Source organism: Bradyrhizobium sp. B124 (genome assembly GCF_038967635.1).
Classification (GTDB): Bacteria; Pseudomonadota; Alphaproteobacteria; order Rhizobiales; family Xanthobacteraceae; genus Bradyrhizobium.
Genome location: NZ_CP152413.1, coordinates 5166096 through 5183981, shown reverse-complemented (window position 1 = coordinate 5183981; position 17886 = coordinate 5166096). Strand labels below are relative to the sequence as shown.

Annotated in this window: 15 protein-coding genes; 12 read left to right on the top strand and 3 right to left on the bottom strand. The window is 64.4% G+C overall.

The window, feature by feature from the left end; translation table 11 throughout:
- Window positions 1–20: 20 nt before the first annotated feature.
- The 5 genes from AAFG13_RS24695 (at window position 21) to AAFG13_RS24675 (ending at window position 6027) form a co-directional block, all read left to right on the top strand.
- A complete protein-coding gene (locus AAFG13_RS24695; protein WP_249132039.1) occupies window positions 21–599 on the top strand; it encodes a GNAT family N-acetyltransferase in 579 nt (192 codons plus the stop codon).
- A 244-nt stretch (window positions 600–843) separates the two neighbouring features.
- Window positions 844–2193, top strand: coding sequence for a DUF3100 domain-containing protein (locus AAFG13_RS24690; RefSeq protein WP_342708504.1), 1350 nt, complete (start codon window positions 844–846; stop codon window positions 2191–2193).
- A 22-nt stretch (window positions 2194–2215) separates the two neighbouring features.
- Entirely contained in the window at window positions 2216–3385 is a 1170-nt protein-coding gene (locus AAFG13_RS24685; protein ID WP_342708503.1) for a M20 aminoacylase family protein, read from the top strand.
- A complete protein-coding gene (locus tag AAFG13_RS24680) occupies window positions 3382–4782 on the top strand; it encodes an L-serine ammonia-lyase (RefSeq protein WP_342713387.1) in 1401 nt (466 codons plus the stop codon). The genes AAFG13_RS24685 and AAFG13_RS24680 overlap by 4 nt, the downstream gene beginning before the upstream one ends.
- A gap of 171 nt (window positions 4783–4953) precedes the next feature.
- Entirely contained in the window at window positions 4954–6027 is a 1074-nt protein-coding gene (locus AAFG13_RS24675; RefSeq protein WP_207833846.1) for an AraC family transcriptional regulator, read from the top strand.
- 337 nt (window positions 6028–6364) lie between these two features.
- Here the strand turns inward: AAFG13_RS24675 and AAFG13_RS24670 are convergent, their stop codons facing one another.
- The 3 genes from AAFG13_RS24670 to AAFG13_RS24660 form a co-directional block, all read right to left on the bottom strand.
- Window positions 6365–7564: a CoA transferase gene (locus tag AAFG13_RS24670; RefSeq protein ID WP_342708502.1), complete on the bottom strand. Its 1200-nt coding sequence runs from the start codon at window positions 7562–7564 to the stop codon at window positions 6365–6367.
- 109 nt (window positions 7565–7673) lie between these two features.
- Window positions 7674–8648: a 3-hydroxyacyl-CoA dehydrogenase NAD-binding domain-containing protein gene (locus AAFG13_RS24665; RefSeq protein WP_342708501.1), complete on the bottom strand. Its 975-nt coding sequence runs from the start codon at window positions 8646–8648 to the stop codon at window positions 7674–7676.
- A 21-nt stretch (window positions 8649–8669) separates the two neighbouring features.
- Window positions 8670–9428 carry an acetoacetate decarboxylase gene (locus AAFG13_RS24660; RefSeq protein ID WP_212316681.1) on the bottom strand — a complete coding sequence of 253 codons (759 nt, stop codon included), beginning with the start codon at window positions 9426–9428 and terminating at the stop codon, window positions 8670–8672.
- 148 nt (window positions 9429–9576) lie between these two features.
- Here AAFG13_RS24660 and AAFG13_RS24655 point away from each other — a divergent pair, with 148 nt between their 5' ends.
- The 7 genes from AAFG13_RS24655 (at window position 9577) to AAFG13_RS24625 (ending at window position 17863) form a co-directional block, all read left to right on the top strand.
- Window positions 9577–10764 carry an AraC family transcriptional regulator gene (locus tag AAFG13_RS24655; RefSeq protein ID WP_249148723.1) on the top strand — a complete coding sequence of 396 codons (1188 nt, stop codon included), beginning with the start codon at window positions 9577–9579 and terminating at the stop codon, window positions 10762–10764.
- A 299-nt stretch (window positions 10765–11063) separates the two neighbouring features.
- The gene (locus AAFG13_RS24650) at window positions 11064–12146 is read left to right on the top strand and encodes an AraC family transcriptional regulator (RefSeq protein ID WP_312011547.1); all 1083 of its coding nucleotides are present in this window, start codon (window positions 11064–11066) and stop codon (window positions 12144–12146) included.
- A 181-nt stretch (window positions 12147–12327) separates the two neighbouring features.
- Window positions 12328–13137 (top strand): alpha/beta hydrolase, encoded by an 810-nt coding sequence (locus AAFG13_RS24645; protein ID WP_212316683.1) that lies wholly within the window; start codon window positions 12328–12330, stop codon window positions 13135–13137.
- Window positions 13138–13197: 60 nt separating this feature from the next.
- Window positions 13198–13626 (top strand): phasin family protein, encoded by a 429-nt coding sequence (locus AAFG13_RS24640; RefSeq protein ID WP_342708500.1) that lies wholly within the window; start codon window positions 13198–13200, stop codon window positions 13624–13626.
- A gap of 38 nt (window positions 13627–13664) precedes the next feature.
- On the top strand, window positions 13665–14432 hold the full coding sequence (locus AAFG13_RS24635; protein WP_342708499.1) for an SDR family oxidoreductase: 768 nt from the start codon (window positions 13665–13667) through the stop codon (window positions 14430–14432).
- Window positions 14433–14463: 31 nt separating this feature from the next.
- Complete coding sequence (locus AAFG13_RS24630) at window positions 14464–16173, top strand: long-chain fatty acid--CoA ligase (protein WP_212316687.1); 1710 nt, start codon at window positions 14464–14466, stop codon at window positions 16171–16173.
- Window positions 16174–16309: 136 nt separating this feature from the next.
- Window positions 16310–17863 carry a wax ester/triacylglycerol synthase family O-acyltransferase gene (locus tag AAFG13_RS24625; protein WP_342708498.1) on the top strand — a complete coding sequence of 518 codons (1554 nt, stop codon included), beginning with the start codon at window positions 16310–16312 and terminating at the stop codon, window positions 17861–17863.
- Window positions 17864–17886: the final 23 nt, after the last annotated feature.

The window sequence follows — 17886 nt, the reverse complement described above, 5'->3', positions numbered from 1 at the left end:
TCTGCATGAGGAACACCAAGATGCGATCCTATCCGCGTCGCGTCAACTTCGAGAGCGGGGACGTCGAGTTTCGGTTGATGGGGCCTGCCGACGAGGCCGCCGTCCTGAAGTTTGCCAACGCGCTTGCCGTGCACGACATGCTGTTCCTTCCGCGGAATATCCGTGAGCCGAAGGTGCTCTCGGCATGGATCAAGGAGATCGAGCGCGGCTCGATCGTCAGCCTGCTGGTGGTCAAGGACGACATCGTTGTGGGGTGCGGCACGATCGTGCGGGACCCCATGTCGTGGTCGGCCCATGTCGGCGAGATCAGGACCGTGATCGCCTCGCATGTGCGCGGCACCGGCATCGGACGGGCTCTTTCCAATGAGGCGTTTGACCTCGCGCTGTCGATGGGCCTGGAACGCCTGACAGTGCAGATGACGTCCGACCAGACCCGCGCGATCGCGATTTTCGAAGCACTCGGCTTCCGCGCCGAAGCTCTGTTGCGCGACCAGGTGAAAGACCTTCAGGGCAAGACGCACGACATCGTGGTGCTTGGCGTCAGCGTGGCGGATGTGCAGAAGCTCGAACCGGGCGGCTCGTCCGGAGCGATCGACTAGCATGGGGGACTAGCCGAGGAATGGCTTCGCCGTCCTCGCGCCGTTCGCATCGATAACGGTAACGTCGCGGTCATGCCGGCTTTCGCGGGCTGGATCTTCGGCCCGCCAGTGTTGCAAAAAATGCAACAGAAACGGGACGGCACGATCATTGATGCAAGATGCTTTCTCCCCGATGCTGCGCGCGCAAGTTGGTTCACCGTTCACCGCATTGCCTCGCAATCATTTTCTGGAGGTGTCCAGCATCATGACGTCGACCTCTTCGCCTTCCGCAGACCTGGCCGCCCCGGCGGTCAATCCCGCAAGCACCGGCAAGCTCACGCTGTTCGTTGCCGTTCTGATCATCGTTGCCGTCGCCGAGACGGTCGGGATCGTCCAGTTCCAGATCGGACCGGGCAAGGTGCTGCTTCAACCGATGGTGTGGGCGCTGCTGATTGCGGCCGCATGGGGCCTCTCAGCGCGTTATCTGCCTGCCGCCGCGCGGATCGGGCCCGGCCTGCAGACCTATGCGGGACAATTGCTCAACGCAGGCCTGCTGCTCTTCGTGATCAAGATGGCATTCACGGTCGGCGGCGCGCTGCCGGAGGTGCAAAAGGCCGGCTGGGCGTTGATCTTCCAGGAGCTCGGGCACACCTTCGGCACGCTCGTCCTCGGCCTGCCGATTGCGCTCTTGCTCGGGGTTAAGCGCGAAGCGGTCGGCGCGACCTTCTCGATCGGCCGTGAAGGCAACATGGTGATCATCGGCGAGAAATACGGCATGAACTCCGCCGAAGGGCGCGGCGTGCTGGCCGAGTACATCACCGGCACCGTGCTTGGTGCGCTGTTCATCGCGCTATTGGCCGGCTTTGTCGCCAGTTTGCACATCTTCGATCCGCGGTCGCTCGCGATGGGCGCTGGCGTCGGCTCGGGCAGCATGATGGCGGCCGCGATCGGCACCATCAACGGCCACAATCCACCCGAGATGGCGAAGGAGCTGATTGCGATCGCCTCGGCGGCGAACCTGATGACCGCCGTTCTCGGCTTCTATTTCGCCTTGTTCTTCTCGCTGCCGGTGTGCTCCTGGCTGTATGACAGGCTGGAGCCCGTGCTCGGCCGGTTCTCGAACTTCTCGTCGGGAAACCTCGGGCCCTCGATCGCCAGCGCCGGCGAGACAAAGCACGCAACGTTCGGCTTCTCCGACTCGCTGCTCGCCTGGATCACCGTCGCGGGCGGCGTCCTGATCGGCAATTCGCTCACCTACAAGGTTCCGCTGCTGGAATCGGGCGCAGGCCTCCTGGTCGTGCTCGCGGTGGTGCTGCTGGTGGACGTCCTTGCCCGTCTGCTGTCGAAAGTGCCGCACATCCTGATCCTGGTCGCGGTCACCACCGTGCTCGGTATTCCCGGCCTGCTGCCGTTCTCCAACGCGATGATCGGCTCGGTCGACAAGCTGAACTTCCTGGCTTTCACGACCCCCGTGCTGACGCTCGCCGGCTTCTCGGTCGCCAAGGATCTTCCGATCTTCAGGAAGCTGAGCTGGCGTATCGTGGTGGTCTCGCTGACGGCGGCCGCGGGCACGTTCCTCGGTGCGACATTGATCGCCGAATTCTTCCATCGCTAGCCAAGGACAGGTGGACCAACGCATGTCAAAGAAGTTTGGAATCGCCGATGATATCTGTGCCCGGATGCTGGATTGGCGTCATGATATCCATGCCAACCCGGAAACCGCGTTCCAGGAGCACCGCACCGCCCAGCTCGTGGCCGATGCGCTGATGGAGATGCAGATCCCGGTCCATCGCGGCCTCGGCGGAACCGGCGTGGTCGGAACGCTGAAGAATGGCGAAGGCCCGACGATCGCGCTGCGCGCCGACATGGACGCGCTTGATCTCCAGGAACTCGGGGACCGCGTCCACAAGTCAACCCGCGCCGACAAGATGCACGGCTGTGGCCATGATGGCCACACCACAATGCTGCTCGGAGCTGCCGTGCAGCTCGCCCGTCACCGGCCGTTCCGCGGCACCGTCCATTTCGTTTTCCAGCCCGCCGAGGAGAATGAAGGCGGCGGCAAGAAAATGGTCGAGGAGGGGTTGTTCAAGATGTTTCCCGCCGACGCGGTCTACGGGATGCATAACATTCCGAATATCCCGCGCGGAAAATTCGCGATCCGGACCGGCATCGCGACGGCCTTCCTCGATACCTTCGAGATCGTCGTGACCGGGAGCGGTTGTCATGCCGCGACGCCGGAGAAGGGCATCGACTCGATCCTGGTGTCGGCCGATCTCGTCTCCGCTCTACAGGGCATCGTGAGCCGCCGCATCGGCGCAATGGACGCCGCTGTCGTGAGCGTCACCCAGATCCATGGCGGCGACACCTGGAACGTGGTGCCCGAAACCGTTACACTACGTGGCACGGTGAGAACGCTGGACGCCGAGATACAGGATCAGGTCGAGGCCGCCATGAAGCAGGTCTGCGCCGGCGTGGCGCAAACCCATGGCGCAAAGATCGATCTGGGCTACATGCGGGGTTATCCGGGGGTGATCAACACGCCCGCGGAAACCGATGCCGCGGCGTCGGCAGCCGCAAACCTCGTCGGCGTCGAACAGGTGCAAACCGACATCAAGCCGGCGATGGGATCGGAGGATTTCGCCTTCATGCTGCAAGAGCGCCCGGGAGCTTACATCTGCATCGGTGCGGGCGAGACCGCCAATGATCCGCCGTTGCACAATCCATACTACGATTTCAATGACGCCATCCTGCCGCTCGGCGCCGCCTATTGGGTCGAGTTGGTGAAGCAACAACTGCCTGCTGCCTGATGCTTTCGGTCTTCGACATATTCAAGATCGGTATCGGCCCCTCGAGTTCGCATACGGTGGGGCCGATGCGCGCGGCCGGACAATTCGTCCGCGCGCTCGAGCGCGATGGCCTTCTTTCCAGGACAGCGCAGGTCCGCGCCGACCTCTATGGCTCGCTGGGCGCGACCGGGCGCGGGCATGCGACCGATCTCGGCGTGATCCTCGGCCTGCTCGGCGAAAAGCCCGATACGGTCGATCCGGCCCAGGTGGCGCCGCAGCTTGCGGATATCCGGCGGTCCGGCGAGTTGCGGCTGCTCAATGTTCACCCGGTCCCGTTCCGGCGCGGGCGCGATATCATCTTCCAGCCCGACAGCGCGCTGCCGGAACACCCCAACGGGATTCGTCTTGTGGCGTTCACGGCCGACGGCAGTCTGCTGGCGGAGCGCTATTACTTCTCGATCGGCGGCGGGTTCGTGATCGAGCGCGGCTTGGGCGACTTGGCTGGCGGCGCAGGCGGCGAGCTTCCGGTTTGGCCGTATCCGTTCGGCACCGGCGCCGAGCTGGTCGAACGCGCGCAGTCGAGCGGGCGCTCGATCGCCGACATGGTGCTGGCCAATGAGTGCGTGCATCGCACCGACGCTGACGTCCGTTCCGGCCTCCTGAAGATCTGGGAGACGATGAAGCAATGCGTCGACCGCGGCTTCGGGATCGACAATGCTAGCGCGGCTGAACCGCTGCCTGGGCCGCTGAACATTCGGCGTCGCGCGCCGGCTCTCTATCGCGAACTGTCAGCCCGCAACAGCGACACCGAGAGCGTCGATCCGCTGGCGGCGATGGATTGGGTCAACGCCTTCGCGATGGCGGTGAACGAGGAGAACGCAGCGCGCGGACGGATCGTGACCGCGCCGACCAACGGCGCCGCCGGCGTGATCCCGGCGGTGCTGCATTACTACGTCAAGTTCTGTCCGGGCGCGACCGACGACGGCGTCGTTACCTTCCTGCTCACGGCGGCTGCGATCGGCATGCTTTACAAGGCGAATGCCTCGATCTCCGGCGCGGAAGTCGGGTGTCAGGGCGAGGTCGGCGTCGCCTGCTCGATGGCCGCAGGCGGGCTGACGGCCGTGCTCGGCGGTGCGCCGGCCCAGGTCGAGAACGCCGCCGAGATCGGGATGGAGCACAATCTCGGTCTCACTTGCGATCCGGTCGGTGGTTTGGTGCAAATCCCTTGCATCGAGCGCAATGCGATGGGGGCGGTCAAGGCCATCAACGCCGCCCGAATGGCGCTGCGTGGCGACGGCAAGCACTATGTCTCGCTTGATGCCGTCATCAAGACGATGCTGCAGACCGGCGAAGACATGAAATCCAAATACAAGGAGACGTCGCTGGGCGGGCTCGCGGTGAACGTCGTGGAATGCTGACCAGAAGCACGGCGGCGCCGACGAAATACATCGCGACCGAATTCGGCATCGCTGGATACGATCCGCTGCGCGCTGCCCGTTGCTGGGGATAGGGGTAGCCGGCCAGCTGCCGCCAGCATTGCGAATGATTTCGATTTAAGCAAGACTCCAAGCCTAGGGAGGAATACGACCATGAGCGCTGGAAGGCGTCTGCGAGACGCCGTGCCGGAATGTCAATTGCCGCCGGATTTCGACCAGCATGTGTATTCGGCGCAGTTGATTGCTGCCATCATCGCCGAGCTCGGCAGGCAACAGGTCCGATCGTCCGTGGCGCTGGCGGGCACCGGCTTGACCGAGGATCAGCTCGAAGCTCACACGACGCGTATCTCGTACCGGCAGATCGACATCGTGGTTCGCAATGCATTGCGGCTGTCGAACGAACCGACCGTTGCACTCCATGCCGGACAGCGCATGCGGGTGACGGCGCACGGAATGTACGGATATGCGTTGCTGAGCAGCGCGACCTATGACGATGCGCGCGCCTTCGCCAATCGATACCTTCGGGTCGTTGGCCCGCTGTGCGATGCGAAATACTCGTATGACGGTGCGGCGGTCGTCTGTGCGTTCGAGCCGTTGCATTGGCCGAATCCGACGCAGGACGTGCATCGCTTTGCGGCCGAGTTCGCCCTTTCGTCGCATTTGACAACGATGAAGGACCTGGCGGGCGAGTCATTCCGCTTCTCGCAGATTTCCCTCGCCTATGGCGAACCGGCGCATGCCCGCGCCTACCAGGTGATCTTTGACTGCCCGGTCTTGTTTCGCCAGCGCGGCAACGAGTACAGGTACCAGCTGTCGCAGGCCGACGGGCCGGTGGCGTTGGCGGATTCTCGCACCCACGGAATGGCGCGCGAGATGTGCGAGCAGGTGTTGTCCGAGGTCAATCATGCGGGCGGGATCGCTGCCGATGTCAGGCGGGTGCTGATCGAGCAGCCCGGCAGGTATCCGAACATCGAGGCGATTGCCGAGAGGCTTTCGATGCATCCTCGCGCGCTGCGGCGGAAGCTCGAAGCGGAAGATACATCATATCGTGAGCTGCTCGCGGAGGTGCGGACGCGGCTTGCGATCGAATATCTGCGCAAGACCGCGATGACCAACGAGGAGATCGCGAACCGGCTGGGCTATAGCGACGCCGCCAACTTCCGGCATGCCTTCATCCGCTGGACCGGAAAGAGCCCATCCGACTTCCGGGTCTCTTCGCCGATGTGAAGGCCGTGCGGGTAGGACGTTGCCGCGTCCGGCCGTTCGTTACGCCGCGCCGTCCATAAGTCACCTCCGAACCGGCCTCGTCGAACCTCCTCGCGGTCGAACTCCATGCATAGATTGGCCTTCGACAGTAAGCGCGATGGCTGATCAAGGAGTAGGGGACACGTCGGGCGCTGATCGTTTCTGCTCGGGGGCGTCCTCCGAACCTCAGCTGCGCCGCATCGCCGCTGTGGTGCCCCCCGGTTCGGGCGCCTCGAGACTGGCCGCGCTCCTCACCCGAGGGCGCGGCCTTTCTCGTGCGCGCGATGAAGGCGGCAGGCGTCGTCTCGTGGTCAGCGTATCATGCCAGGATCTTGCTTTCGCGCATCCCGGCGATGGCTGCGTCATCGTAGCCGGCCTCGCGCAAGATCTGTGTGCTGTGCTCGCCGACCGCGGGCGCCTTGCGCGGCTTCACCTTGGTCGCACCGTCGACGAAGAACGGGCTGTCGATGGTCAGCATCTCGTCGTTCTCGAACGGCACCAGCACGCCGGCTGCCAGCATTTGCCGGTCGGCGCACAGGTCGCTCATCTCGGCAACGCATTCGAAGACGATACCGGCTTCATCGAGGCACGCCCGCCATTCGTCCCGGTCCCGCGTCGCGAATGCCGCGTCGAACAGAGCGATCAGTTCCGCGGAACGGGCGAAGCGATCGGCCTGCTTGGCAAAGCGCGGATCAGTGAGCAGGTTGTCGAGGCCCAGGCATTTCGCCACGGTCGGAAAGTCGCGCTGTTCATTGACGATCGCGAGCAGCAGCCAGCGGCCGTCGCGGCAGCGGTAGTAGCAGCCGAGCGCATTGAACAGATTCTCGCGCGGTGGCCGCGGCGTGAACGTCGCCCCGCACAGCGCCGCCTGCGCCATGATGCCGTTCGACCAGACGCCGTTGGCGAGCAGCGAGGAGCCGACCTGGGTGCCGCGGCCGGTCCGCTCGCGCTGATACAGCGCCACCGCTACGGCCGCGAACAGCGAAACGCCCGACGGGTGATCGCCCATGCCGGCGAGCGCCCGCGCCGGCGGCGTGCTGGCGTCGCTTCGCACCATGTCCATCAGGCCTGAACGCGCCCAGTAGGCAGTGACATCGAAGCCCGGCTTTCCCGCCTCGTCGCCGGTTTCGCCATAGCCGGTGAAGGATGCGTAGATCAGCCGATCATTCGCCGCGGCAAGCCGCTCGTAGCTGATCGCCAGCTTCCTGCGGACGGCGAGCGGATAATTGGTGATGAACACATCCGCGGTGGAGGCCAGGCGATGCAGCACCGCCTGGCCTTCGGGCTTCGATAGATCGAGCGCAAGGCCGCGCTTGTTGCGGTTGTCGAGCAGCCAGCCATATGGTTGGTCGGATCTCGGCATGCCCGGCAGCTTCGGGACCTGACGGAACGCGTCGCCTGCGCCGGGCGGTTCGATCTTGATCACGTCGGCGCCGAAGTCTCCCAGCAGTGTCGCGGCGGTTGGCGCGGCGATGAAACTGCCGCAGTCGATGACCTTCAATCCCTCGAAGATGCTCATGAGCGTCCGTCTCCGCTTGATGCCCGAGGATCACCCCAGGCGCGTCTGGATTCCGAAAGATGGCGACCGCCTGTGTCTGCGAGCGCGCGCAGCCTTGAGGGCGAGCCGACTACGTGCGATCCCTGCCGTTGCGTGCCGCCAGCACGTGCAACAGCGCCACCTGCGTGTCGTCGCGTTCGCGTTCCATCCGCGGGATCGGTGTCCGGCCGAACGATGCCGCAGCCTGATCGATGATCCTGCGCTGTAGCGCATCGTCGAGATCGACCTGCGGAATCATCTTGAACGACGCGGCCATGTTCTTGCCGAGGTGCTGGAAGAACGATTCGAGTCCCTTCGGTCCGCCGCCCATGTGGAACGAGCTGAACGGCCCGTTCACGGCCCAGCGCAACCCGATCGAGCTGGTGACGATGTCGTCCAGCTCGTCGACCGTCACGACGCCTTCCTGCACGAGATAGCAGGCCTCGCGCATGATCGCGCGCTGCAGCCGGTTGGCGACAAAGCCCTGAATCTCCTTTTTGAGCACGCGCGGTACCTTGCCGAGCGCCTCGTAGAACGCCACGGCGTCGGCGGTCGCCTGCGGATCGGTTTGCTCGCCGGGAACGACCTCGACCAGCGGGATCAGATGCGGCGGATTGAAGGGATGGCCGACGAGCAGCCGGCTGGCATCCTTCATCTCCCGCGCCTGCTCGGTGGCCGGCCGCGCCGAGCTCGAGGACAGCAGCAACGCATGCCTCGGCACCGCTGCCTCGATCCGTGCCCAGAGCTGCTGTTTCCATTCGGTTTTCTCCGGGCCGTTCTCCTGAACGAGGTCGGCGCCGGCGACCGCGCGCGCGAGATCCGGCTCGAAGCGCAGGTTGCGCTCCAACCCCTCGTGCGGCAGGCCGAGCTTCAGCAGTGTCGGCGCGATCTTGATCAGGGCGTCCTTGGTTGTGGCCTCGATGCCGGGCTGCGGATCGTTGATCACGACATTGAGCCCGTGCGCGAGAAACAGCGCTGCCCAGGAGGAGCCGATGATTCCGGCCCCGATGACGCACACATTGCGATAGCGGTTGAGCGCCGCGGCGGGATCTGCGGATGATGGCATGGCTTGCTCCGACGTGTCCGCTTACCGCGGCTGATCGAGATAGTTGTGGCAGCGCTTGGCGCGGGACAGCGTCAAGTCGGTCATAATGTGGCTGCACGCGACGATCTTGCGCACCGGAAAATCGGCCATCGGGGCTAACGCGTGGGCGAACAGCTCCAGCCGGGCCGGGCCGGTCCAGGCGCCCTTGACGGTGATGTCGGTGATCTCGGAGCGCAGCAGCTCGCAGATGCGCGGCTCGCCCGCCGGCTTCGGACTGTCATAGGTCCACAGGATCTTCAGCATGAAGGTCGGTACGCAGATCTCGGCCTTTGCCTTTTCGAGGTCCAGCGCGCGGTGCTTGTAACCCATCGTCGCAGTGGCCACGCGCAGGCTGCCATAATCCATTGTGCCGACCAGTGTATCGGAATCGACATAGAGCTTTGGCTTGCCGATCACCTTGGGATAGCCGCTGATTTCGCGGCCGGACGCCAGCGCCGGCAGGCTATCGAGGTACATCGCGTGCAGGTACTCACCCTTTTCGTCGCCAAAGCGCACCTGGACGGCCTGGCCGCATTCGGTGTAGTCGCCGAGACCGGAGGTGTCGGGCATCCGCATGATCTCCCAGCGGACCAGCGGATCGTCGATCTCCAGCGGCTCGGGAACGACAGCGCGCAACGCCTCGATGTCGGTGCGATACAGGATGTTGAGGTATTCGCGGTTGGTGAAGCGAAACGGTCCGCGGGGAAATGCCGGGGCGCCGATTGGCGTCGTCAGCTGCTTGAGAATGTCCTCCCGTCGCATCCGCTCCTCCCTTGATCGCGCTTGCCGCGGTCCGTGTGGGCCCTCCGGCTGGGTGCCGGTTGTCGAGCAAGGCATCGTGAGCCTAGCGATCTCGCGAGGCGGAGAAAGGTGCGATTGGACCGCCGACCGGGTGACTTCCGGACGCGGAATGCGGCGCGTGCAGCGCGCGGGTACCCGATCATTGCGTCGCCTGCGTGATCGGGCTTACGTTTGGAGCGGTAGATCAATCGTGGAGCGGAAACGCGCGGAATGCGAGGGACATGCGATCGGAATGACTAGGCAAGATTCGCACGCAAGCCAATCGCCGAGCCGAATGCTGCCCAGCTTCGCGCAGCGAATATTCCCGCCGCATTCGATCGCGGCCATCGCGGCCGAGCTTCGCGAGCAGGGCATTGATCCATCTGAGGTTCTCGATGGCACCGGGCTTGTGATCGGCCAGCTCGAGTCCCACACGACGCGAATATCCTATCGGCAGCTCGACACGGTGATCCGCAATGCGCTGCGGCTGGCAAGGGACCCCGCCATCGCGCTGCGCTCCGGAGCGCGAATGCATGTTACCGCCTATGGCATGTACGGATACGCGCTGCTGAGCAGTGCAACGCATGCGGAGGCCCGCGACTTCGCAGCGCGATACATCCGCGTGGTGGGCCCGTTCTGCGATTTCGGCCTCTCTTATGATGGTGAGACGGTGGTGGCGACATTCCAGCCCATGCACTGGCCGAATCCGACCGAGAGTGTGCATCGCTTCGCGGTGGAGTTCGCACTGGCCGCGCATCTGACGACCATTCGCGACCGCTCCGGTCAGGGCTTCGGGTTCTCGCGCGTGCTGCTCGACTATGCACCGCCGCCATCCACAGCGGCGTATCGTGATCTTTTCGGATGCCCGGTGCTGTTCAATCAGCATCATTGTGGATACGAATACGTACGCAATGACGGCCCGCGGGCGCTGGCAAATCCGCGTACCCACGCCATGGCGCGGGAGATGTGCGAGGAGATCCTCGGCGAGGTGAACCGCGCCGGCGGCGTTGCTGCCGATATCCGCCGGATACTGATCGAGCAGCCCGGCAGTTATCCAAGTATCGAGGCGATCGCCGAGCAGCTCGACATCTATCCCCGCGCGCTGCGGCGCAGGCTCGAGGCGGAGGGAACCTCATATCGCGGCCTGCTTGCGGAGGTGCGCATGCGGCTCGCGATCGAGTATCTGCGCAAGACGCGCATGACCAATGAGGAGATCGCGAGCCGCCTCGGCTACAGCGACGCGGCCAACTTCCGTCACGCCTTTTCGCGCTGGACCGGCAGGAATCCATCCGAGTTCCGGGGCGACGAGGGTCTTTAGACCCCGAGATATCCAAGCGGCGCTTCGCCGGCTCTGTCCGTAGTTCACCGGCAAATTGGTTCAATCGAACCTTTTGCGCAGCCGAAGCGTGCGTAAGCTCGGCGCCGTGGTTGCGCTCGCGATCGCGATCGCGTTCTCCCAACCTGGACCGCCCTCCCTCGGCGGTCTTTCTTTTGGCCGGTCTTGTCCGGAACTCACCCCCAAACGCGACCAATCGAACCTTCCGTTGCCTGGTCCGGCTTACTACCCTCCCGGATTGCGGGACCGGAAACGGGCGCGCAAGGCGGACGAGGAAGCTCGTGTATCACCCGTCACCAAATCTCCTGCAGTGTCTCTATTCGCCGCAGCGAATCGCTGCGGTGGTGGACGTCCTGGCCGAGGACGGGATCTCCGCGTCACGCGCGCTCGGCGGGACCAATTTGACGAGTGCCGACCTGAGGGATTCGTCGGTACGCGTCTCCTATCGGCAGGTCGCGACGGTCTTTCGCAATGCGATGCGGCTGTCGCGGGATCCGTCGGTCGCGTTTCGCGCCGGAGAACGAATGCATGTCATGGCTTACGGCATGTATGGCTATGCCATGTTGAGCAGCCGGACCCGAGCCGAAGTCATCGACTTCGCGGCCAAATATGGTCGCATCCTCGGAACGGTCGCCGACATCGACCTTGCCCGCAAGGACGATACGGTGAGCTGTCTGCTCGAGCCTCTGCTCTCACGCGATCCGGCCGATGACGTCTATCGGTTCGCGCTTGAATTCGCCTTTGCGACCTATCAGACGCTGAGCCGTGACGTCTATGGCGGCTCGTTCCGTTTCTCGAAGCTGAGCGCGGCCTATGCGCCGCCGCCGCATGCCGGGACCTACGATCGCATCTTCCAGTGTCCGGTCGAGTTCGATCAGTGCAAGAACGCGCTGGAATTCGACGCAGCCTGGATCGACCGTCCGGCGGTCTGCCCCGACGAGATGACCAGGGCGATGGCAGGCCGATTCTATGATCAGCTTTTCGATCATGTCGCGCGGGACGATGGCCTCGCCGCCGACATCCGGCGACGGCTCGTCGAGCATCCCGGCCGCTTCCCGAGCATCGAGACAATGGCGGCGGAGCTTGCGATTCATCCGCGGACGTTCCGCCGCAGGCTACAGCTGCAGCGGAAAACCTACCGGCAGATCGTCTCCGAGGTCCGTATGCAGCTCGCCGTCGGCTATCTGCGCAACACGCAAATGACCAATGACGAGATCGCCGCGCGGCTCGACTACAGCGACGCGGCCAACTTCCGCCACGCTTTTGTCCGCTGGACCGGCAAGAGCCCTTCGGACTTTCGAGATCGCCGGGCATCGCGCATGGTAGCAGGGGCGCAAGATTTATTGGCGGATGTCCCAAACTAACCGGTCAAGCGGGCCAATTGCACCTTTTACGGGTCTGACCTGCTCGATAGCGTTTTGAGACCAAGAGGATGCGCGGTTGCGCGACCGGGTCCGCACGGAGCCGGTCGCGAAGCGAGGCAGCCATCATACAATGTCGGGTCGTGCGGGACGCGCTGCGTGATCCGGGAGGGGACATTCTGACATGAAAACGGTCGTCGACCGCTCTGCGCCGCCGTCGCAATTGCTGCTCGCGCTCGAGGTGCGTGGGATATGGGAGCTGCAGGCGTTCTTCGCAAGCTACCCGCTGCTTCGCCGCGCGCCGCGCGGCGACGGACATCCGGTCCTCGTATTGCCGGGGCTCTCGGCCAGCGATATCTCGACGCGACCGTTGCGCGCCTACCTGAAGGCGCAAGGCTACGCGGTACATGGCTGGAAGCTTGGACCCAATCGCGGACCGCGTCCCGGTGTCGAGGCCGCCATGGACGCAAGGCTGGCCGAGCTCGCCGAGCGATACAAGCGCAAGGTCAGCCTGATCGGCTGGAGCCTTGGCGGCGTCTTTGCCCGCGAGATTGCACGGCGCGCACCCGATCTGGTCCGCCAGGTGATCACGCTCGGCAGCCCGTTCGCCAACGAGCCGAAGGCAAGCAATGCCTGGCGTCTCTACGAGATCCTGAGCGAGCGCCAGGTCGATGACTGGCCCGACAGGGACATGATGAAGTTGCCGCCGCCGGTACCGAGCACGGCGATCTACTCACGCACCGACGGCATCGTCTCGTGGTGGGGTTGCCGCGAGCAGCATGCCGACCGGACGCAGAACATCGAGGTCGAAGGCAGTCATTGCGGGCTCGGACACAATCCGGCCGCGCTCTATGCGATCGCGGACCGCCTCGCGCTCGGGGAGGAAGAATGGTCGCCATTCGACCGCAGCGGTCTCCGCGGCATGGTCTACCCCGATCCGGATCGGGCCGATGACAGCGTCGCCCTGTTTCGGTCGCGCTGGCCGACGGCCTGACGCGCAGCCCACGGGTCGGCGTTTCGCCGCCGCTAGCCAAACACCAGAAGGAGGACGTCGATGGGGACCGATGACAGGCAATCCGACGCAGGTGGCACGGGCGCGATGCCGTGGCTCGGGGATCTGAAGAAAATGGCCGAGAAGTTCGCGCTGCCCGGGTTCGATATGGCCGCGTTGGTCGAGTGGCAGCGCAAGGACATGGAAGCGTTGGTGGAGGCGAACCGGCAGGCCTACGAAGGCATCCAGGCGCTGGTCAGCCGGCGCAACGAGATCCTGCAGGAGACGCTCGCGCAGTGGCAGGCGGCGATGAAGGGCTTCGCAAGCGGTGAAGCCATGACGAAGCAGACGGAGACCGCCAGGCAGCAGGTCGAGAAGGCGGTCGCGGATTTCCGCGAGCTGTCGCAGCTGGAGGCGCAGGCGCGCAACAACGCCTGGATGGTCATGCAGGAGAACCTTACGAACCTTCAGAAGCTGTTGCAGCCGAAGTAGTGCTGCGCGTGTGAGGCGCCAACCATCGGGGGAAAGCCATGAGTCTGGCCAAGTTGCAGGACTTGACGGGTCGCGTCGCGCTCGTCACGGGCGGATCGCGAGGTCTCGGTCTTCAGATCGCCGAGGTGTTGGGCGAACTCGGCGCCAAGGTCGCGATCACGGCGCGCAAGCGGGATGAGCTTGATGCCGCAGCTGCTCACCTCAAAGGGCTTGGCATCGAGGCGCTTCCGGTGGTTTGCGACATGGGCAGGCTGGAGACAATCGCGCCGATGATCGAGCAGGTCGTGGCCGCGCTGGGCCCGATCGACATCCTCGTCAACAATGCCGGGACTTCCTGGGGTGCCGCCACGATCGAGCATACGCTCGACGGCTGGAACAAGGTGATCAACCTGAATGTAACCGCGATCTTCATCGCCACCCAGGAGGTCGGCCGCCGCTGCATGGTGCCGCGGCGGAGCGGCAAGGTGATCAACATCGCGTCGATCCAGGGCCTCACCGGCTGCTATCCGGAAGGCACGCCGACGCTGGCCTACAACACGAGCAAAGGCGCGGTCGTCAACCTGACCCGCACGCTCGCCAATGAATGGGCGCCGCTCGGCATCAACGTCAACGCGATCGCGCCGGGTTATTTCCCGACCAAGATGACCGCGCAGCTCGACCAGAGCGCGACCGCGCATATGGCGCCGATGAATCGCGAGGGCGGCCCCGAAGACCTCAAGGGCGTCGCCGCGCTCCTCGCCTCCGATGCCTGTGCATTCATCACCGGCCAGACCATTGCGGTCGACGGCGGCGTGACCGCCGTCTGATCCGAGAGACCATAGAAGGGAGAGAGATCTCATGAACGACATGCCCTGGATCCGATCCTATCCCGACGGCGTGCGCTGGGACATCGAGATCGCTGCCGGACCCGTGCAGAAGATATTGGGCGATGCCGTCGCCAAATGGCCGGATCGTCCCGCGATCGATTTCATGGGCAAGCGGATCAGCTATGCCGAGCTCGGGCGGCTCACCGATCGCGTGGCCAAGGGCCTGCAGCTCCTCGGCGTGAAGCCGGGCGTTCATGTCGGTCTCTATCTGCCCAACACGCCGCACTACATCATCTCGTTTTTCGGCATCCTCAAGGCAGGCGGCACGGCGGTCAATTACTCGCCGCTTGACGCCGCCATGGTGCTCGAACACAAGATCGAGGACAGCAAGACCGATATCCTGATCACGCTCGACATGGTTTCGCTCTATCCGCAGATGGCGGCGATGCTGGGCAAGACGAGATTGAAGAAGCTGGTGGTCGGCTCGCTTGGCGAGATCACGGCCGACCCCGACACCGTCGTCAACGAGATGAAGGCGGCCAAGCAGCTGAGCGAAGTCGCCTGGGATGACCATCACATCAGCTTCGGCCAGCTGACCCATAATGATGGAGCCTACCGGGCCTATCCGATCGATGATCCGCGCGAGACGATCGCCGTGCTGCAATACACCGGCGGCACGACAGGGTTGCCCAAGGGGGCGATGCTCACCCACGCCAACCTGACCAGCGCGTGCCAGCAGTACCGGGCGACCACGGCCGGCTCGCCGCCGGTGCTGGTCGATGGGCAAGAGCGCTTCCTGGCCGTCTTGCCACCGTTCCACATCTACGCGCTTTCCGTGAATGTACTGTTCGGCGTCTTGATGGGCGCGGAGATCATCCAGCACGTCCGTTTCGATCCGAAAGCGGCACTCGAGGAAATCTCGACGAAGTCGGTCAGCGTGTTCTGCGGGGTCCCGACCATGTTCACCGCGCTGATCAACCATCCGGAGACGCCGAAGCACAGCCTACGCGCGTTGAAATACTGCGGATCCGGCGGCGCGCCGTTGCCGCTCGAGGTGGCGCAGCAATTCGCCTCGATCACGGGCTGCAATTTGAGTGAAGGCTGGGGCATGACCGAGACCTCGCCGAGCGGCACCTACACGCCGGCGCAGCATGGCGCCATGCGCAAGGCCGGCTCCTGCGGCATGCCGATGCCCGGCATCGTCATCAAGTTCCTCAACGTCGACGACAGCAGCGGATACGTTCCGCTCGGCGAGCGCGGCGAGATCTGCATCAAGGGCCCGAATGTCATGAAGGGCTACTGGAACAAGCCGGACGCCACTGCCGAGGTGACGACCGCAGACGGCTACCTGCGCACGGGCGACGTTGGCTACATGGATGAGGATGGCTTCATCTTCATCGTGGACCGCACCAAGGACATGCTCCTGTGCAGCGGATTCAACGTGTATCCGCGTGTCCTCGAAGAGGCGATCTACAAATATCCGGCGGTCGAGGAGGTCGCCGTGATCGGCATCCGCGACGAGTATCGCGGCCAGTCGCCGAAGGCGTTCATCAAGCTGAAGGCGGATGCCAAGCCGTTCAAGCTCGAGGAGCTGCAGGCGTTCCTGAAGGACAAGCTCGGCAAGCACGAGATGGTGCAGGCGCTCGATATTCGCGCCGAACTGCCGAAGACCGCGGTCGGCAAGCTTTCGAAGAAGGAGCTGTACGACGAGGAAGAGCGCGCGGCCCGGGCGCGGGCCTGAGAGCGCCTGCGCGAACCGGATCGGCAGCGGCGGAGAGGTATCAAGCCCGACCGCAATGCAATGACCGTGACGCGCGAGATATCGGCGTACGGTCATCAAGACGGCGGTCGCCGTCACAACGTCATGGGAGGGAAGAATGGATCAACTCAGCAGCATGGATGCGTCGTTCCTGCATCTCGAAACGCCGGAGACGCCGATGCATGTCGGCAGCCTGATGATCTTCGATCTCCCCGAGGGCTATCAGGGCGACTACTACGAGGATGTCAAGGAGATGCTCGGCAAGCGTCTCCATCTCTCGGGATTGCTGAACCGCAAGCTGGCGCAGATGCCGTTCCAGCTCGCAGAGCCGGTCTGGATCGAGGATGATGACATCGAGCTCGATTATCATGTGCGGACCGTCACCTTGCGGCGGCCGGGCACCATGGCGCAGCTCGAGCAACTCGTTGCGCGGTTGCACGCCTCGCTGCTCGACCGCAGCCGTCCGCTGTGGGAGATGTATGTCATCGATGGCCTCGAGAACGGCCAGGTCGCGTTCTACACCAAGGCGCATCACAGCGGCGTCGACGGCAAGGCCGGTGTCGAACTCGCCAAGGTGCTCTATGACGTCTCGCCCAAGATGCGCGAGGTGCCGCCGCCACGGCGCAAGCGCGCCGCCGTGCAATACCAGCTCGGCGTGACCGAGCTATTGCAGGCGGCGGCCAACAACGCGGCCCAGCAATATCGCAAGCTCGCGGAGCTCCTGCCGACGGCGGCCAAGGCGCTCGGCACGGCCGCGAGCGTGGTGGCCAGCCAGCGGTCGCAAAAGGGGGAGCGTTCGCTCAGCCTCGGGTTGGCCCCGAAGACGGTGTTCAACGACTCCATCACCAATCAGCGCTCCTACAGCACGATGTCGTTGCCGCTTGCCGACATCAAGGTTCTGGGCAGGCGTGTCGGCGGCACCGTCAACACCATCGTCATGGCGATGTGCAGCATCGCGCTGCAACGCTTCCTCGCCGAGCGTGGCCTGCTGCCCAAGGAGGCCCTGATCGCGATGGTGCCGGTTAGCCTGCGTGCCGAAGGCGACAAGGCGATGAACAACCAGGTTTCGGCGGTACGCGTCGACCTGGCGACCGATATCGATGACCTGCCGACCCGCTTTAAGGCGATCCATGCGTCATCCGAGGCGGCGAAGGCGGTCGTGCGCGAACTCAGGCCGGTGCTCGGTGTCGATGTGCCGATCACGGGTTCGCCGTGGCTGATGACCGGGCTCGCCTCGCTGCTTGGGCGCTCCAACCTCGCCAGCCGCATGCCGGCAGCGGGCAACGTGCTGATCTCCAATGTGCCGGGACCCGGGCAGAATCTCTACATGGCCGGCGCACGGATGGTGCATTATTTCCCGGTCTCGATCCCCTATCACGGCAGCGCGCTGAACATCACGGTGCACAGCTATGCGGGCCTGCTTGAGTTCGGTCTGACCGCATGCCGGCGTGTCCTCACGCAGGACGAGTCCTACGAGATGATCGAGCATCTCCGGGCGGCCTTGCGCGCGATCGAAGCCCTGCCGCCGGTCGAGGCCGAGATTGTCGAGTTGACGACGCAGGCTACGGCTCAACCGAAGGCGGCATCGGCGGCCGCGGCGTCGGTGACGGTCATCCAGACCGACGAGGTGCCGCCCGCTGCCGCAAACGACAAGGCGAGCCGGGCCAGCTAGGCGCCCGGGGCGTCAACGCGTCA

What these genes read in the sequence shown, in the direction of transcription:
- AAFG13_RS24695 (WP_249132039.1), top strand. Translation starts at nt 21, where the DNA reads ATGCGATCCTATCCGCGTCGCGTCAACTTCGAGAGCGGGGACGTCGAG.
- AAFG13_RS24690 (WP_342708504.1), top strand. Translation starts at nt 844, where the DNA reads ATGACGTCGACCTCTTCGCCTTCCGCAGACCTGGCCGCCCCGGCGGTC.
- AAFG13_RS24685 (WP_342708503.1), top strand. Translation starts at nt 2,216, where the DNA reads ATGTCAAAGAAGTTTGGAATCGCCGATGATATCTGTGCCCGGATGCTG.
- AAFG13_RS24675 (WP_207833846.1), top strand. Translation starts at nt 4,954, where the DNA reads ATGAGCGCTGGAAGGCGTCTGCGAGACGCCGTGCCGGAATGTCAATTG.
- AAFG13_RS24670 (WP_342708502.1), bottom strand. Translation starts at nt 7,564, where the DNA reads ATGAGCATCTTCGAGGGATTGAAGGTCATCGACTGCGGCAGTTTCATC.
- AAFG13_RS24665 (WP_342708501.1), bottom strand. Translation starts at nt 8,648, where the DNA reads ATGCCATCATCCGCAGATCCCGCCGCGGCGCTCAACCGCTATCGCAAT.
- AAFG13_RS24660 (WP_212316681.1), bottom strand. Translation starts at nt 9,428, where the DNA reads ATGCGACGGGAGGACATTCTCAAGCAGCTGACGACGCCAATCGGCGCC.
- AAFG13_RS24655 (WP_249148723.1), top strand. Translation starts at nt 9,577, where the DNA reads ATGCGGCGCGTGCAGCGCGCGGGTACCCGATCATTGCGTCGCCTGCGT.
- AAFG13_RS24645 (WP_212316683.1), top strand. Translation starts at nt 12,328, where the DNA reads ATGAAAACGGTCGTCGACCGCTCTGCGCCGCCGTCGCAATTGCTGCTC.
- AAFG13_RS24640 (WP_342708500.1), top strand. Translation starts at nt 13,198, where the DNA reads ATGGGGACCGATGACAGGCAATCCGACGCAGGTGGCACGGGCGCGATG.
- AAFG13_RS24635 (WP_342708499.1), top strand. Translation starts at nt 13,665, where the DNA reads ATGAGTCTGGCCAAGTTGCAGGACTTGACGGGTCGCGTCGCGCTCGTC.
- AAFG13_RS24630 (WP_212316687.1), top strand. Translation starts at nt 14,464, where the DNA reads ATGAACGACATGCCCTGGATCCGATCCTATCCCGACGGCGTGCGCTGG.
- AAFG13_RS24625 (WP_342708498.1), top strand. Translation starts at nt 16,310, where the DNA reads ATGGATCAACTCAGCAGCATGGATGCGTCGTTCCTGCATCTCGAAACG.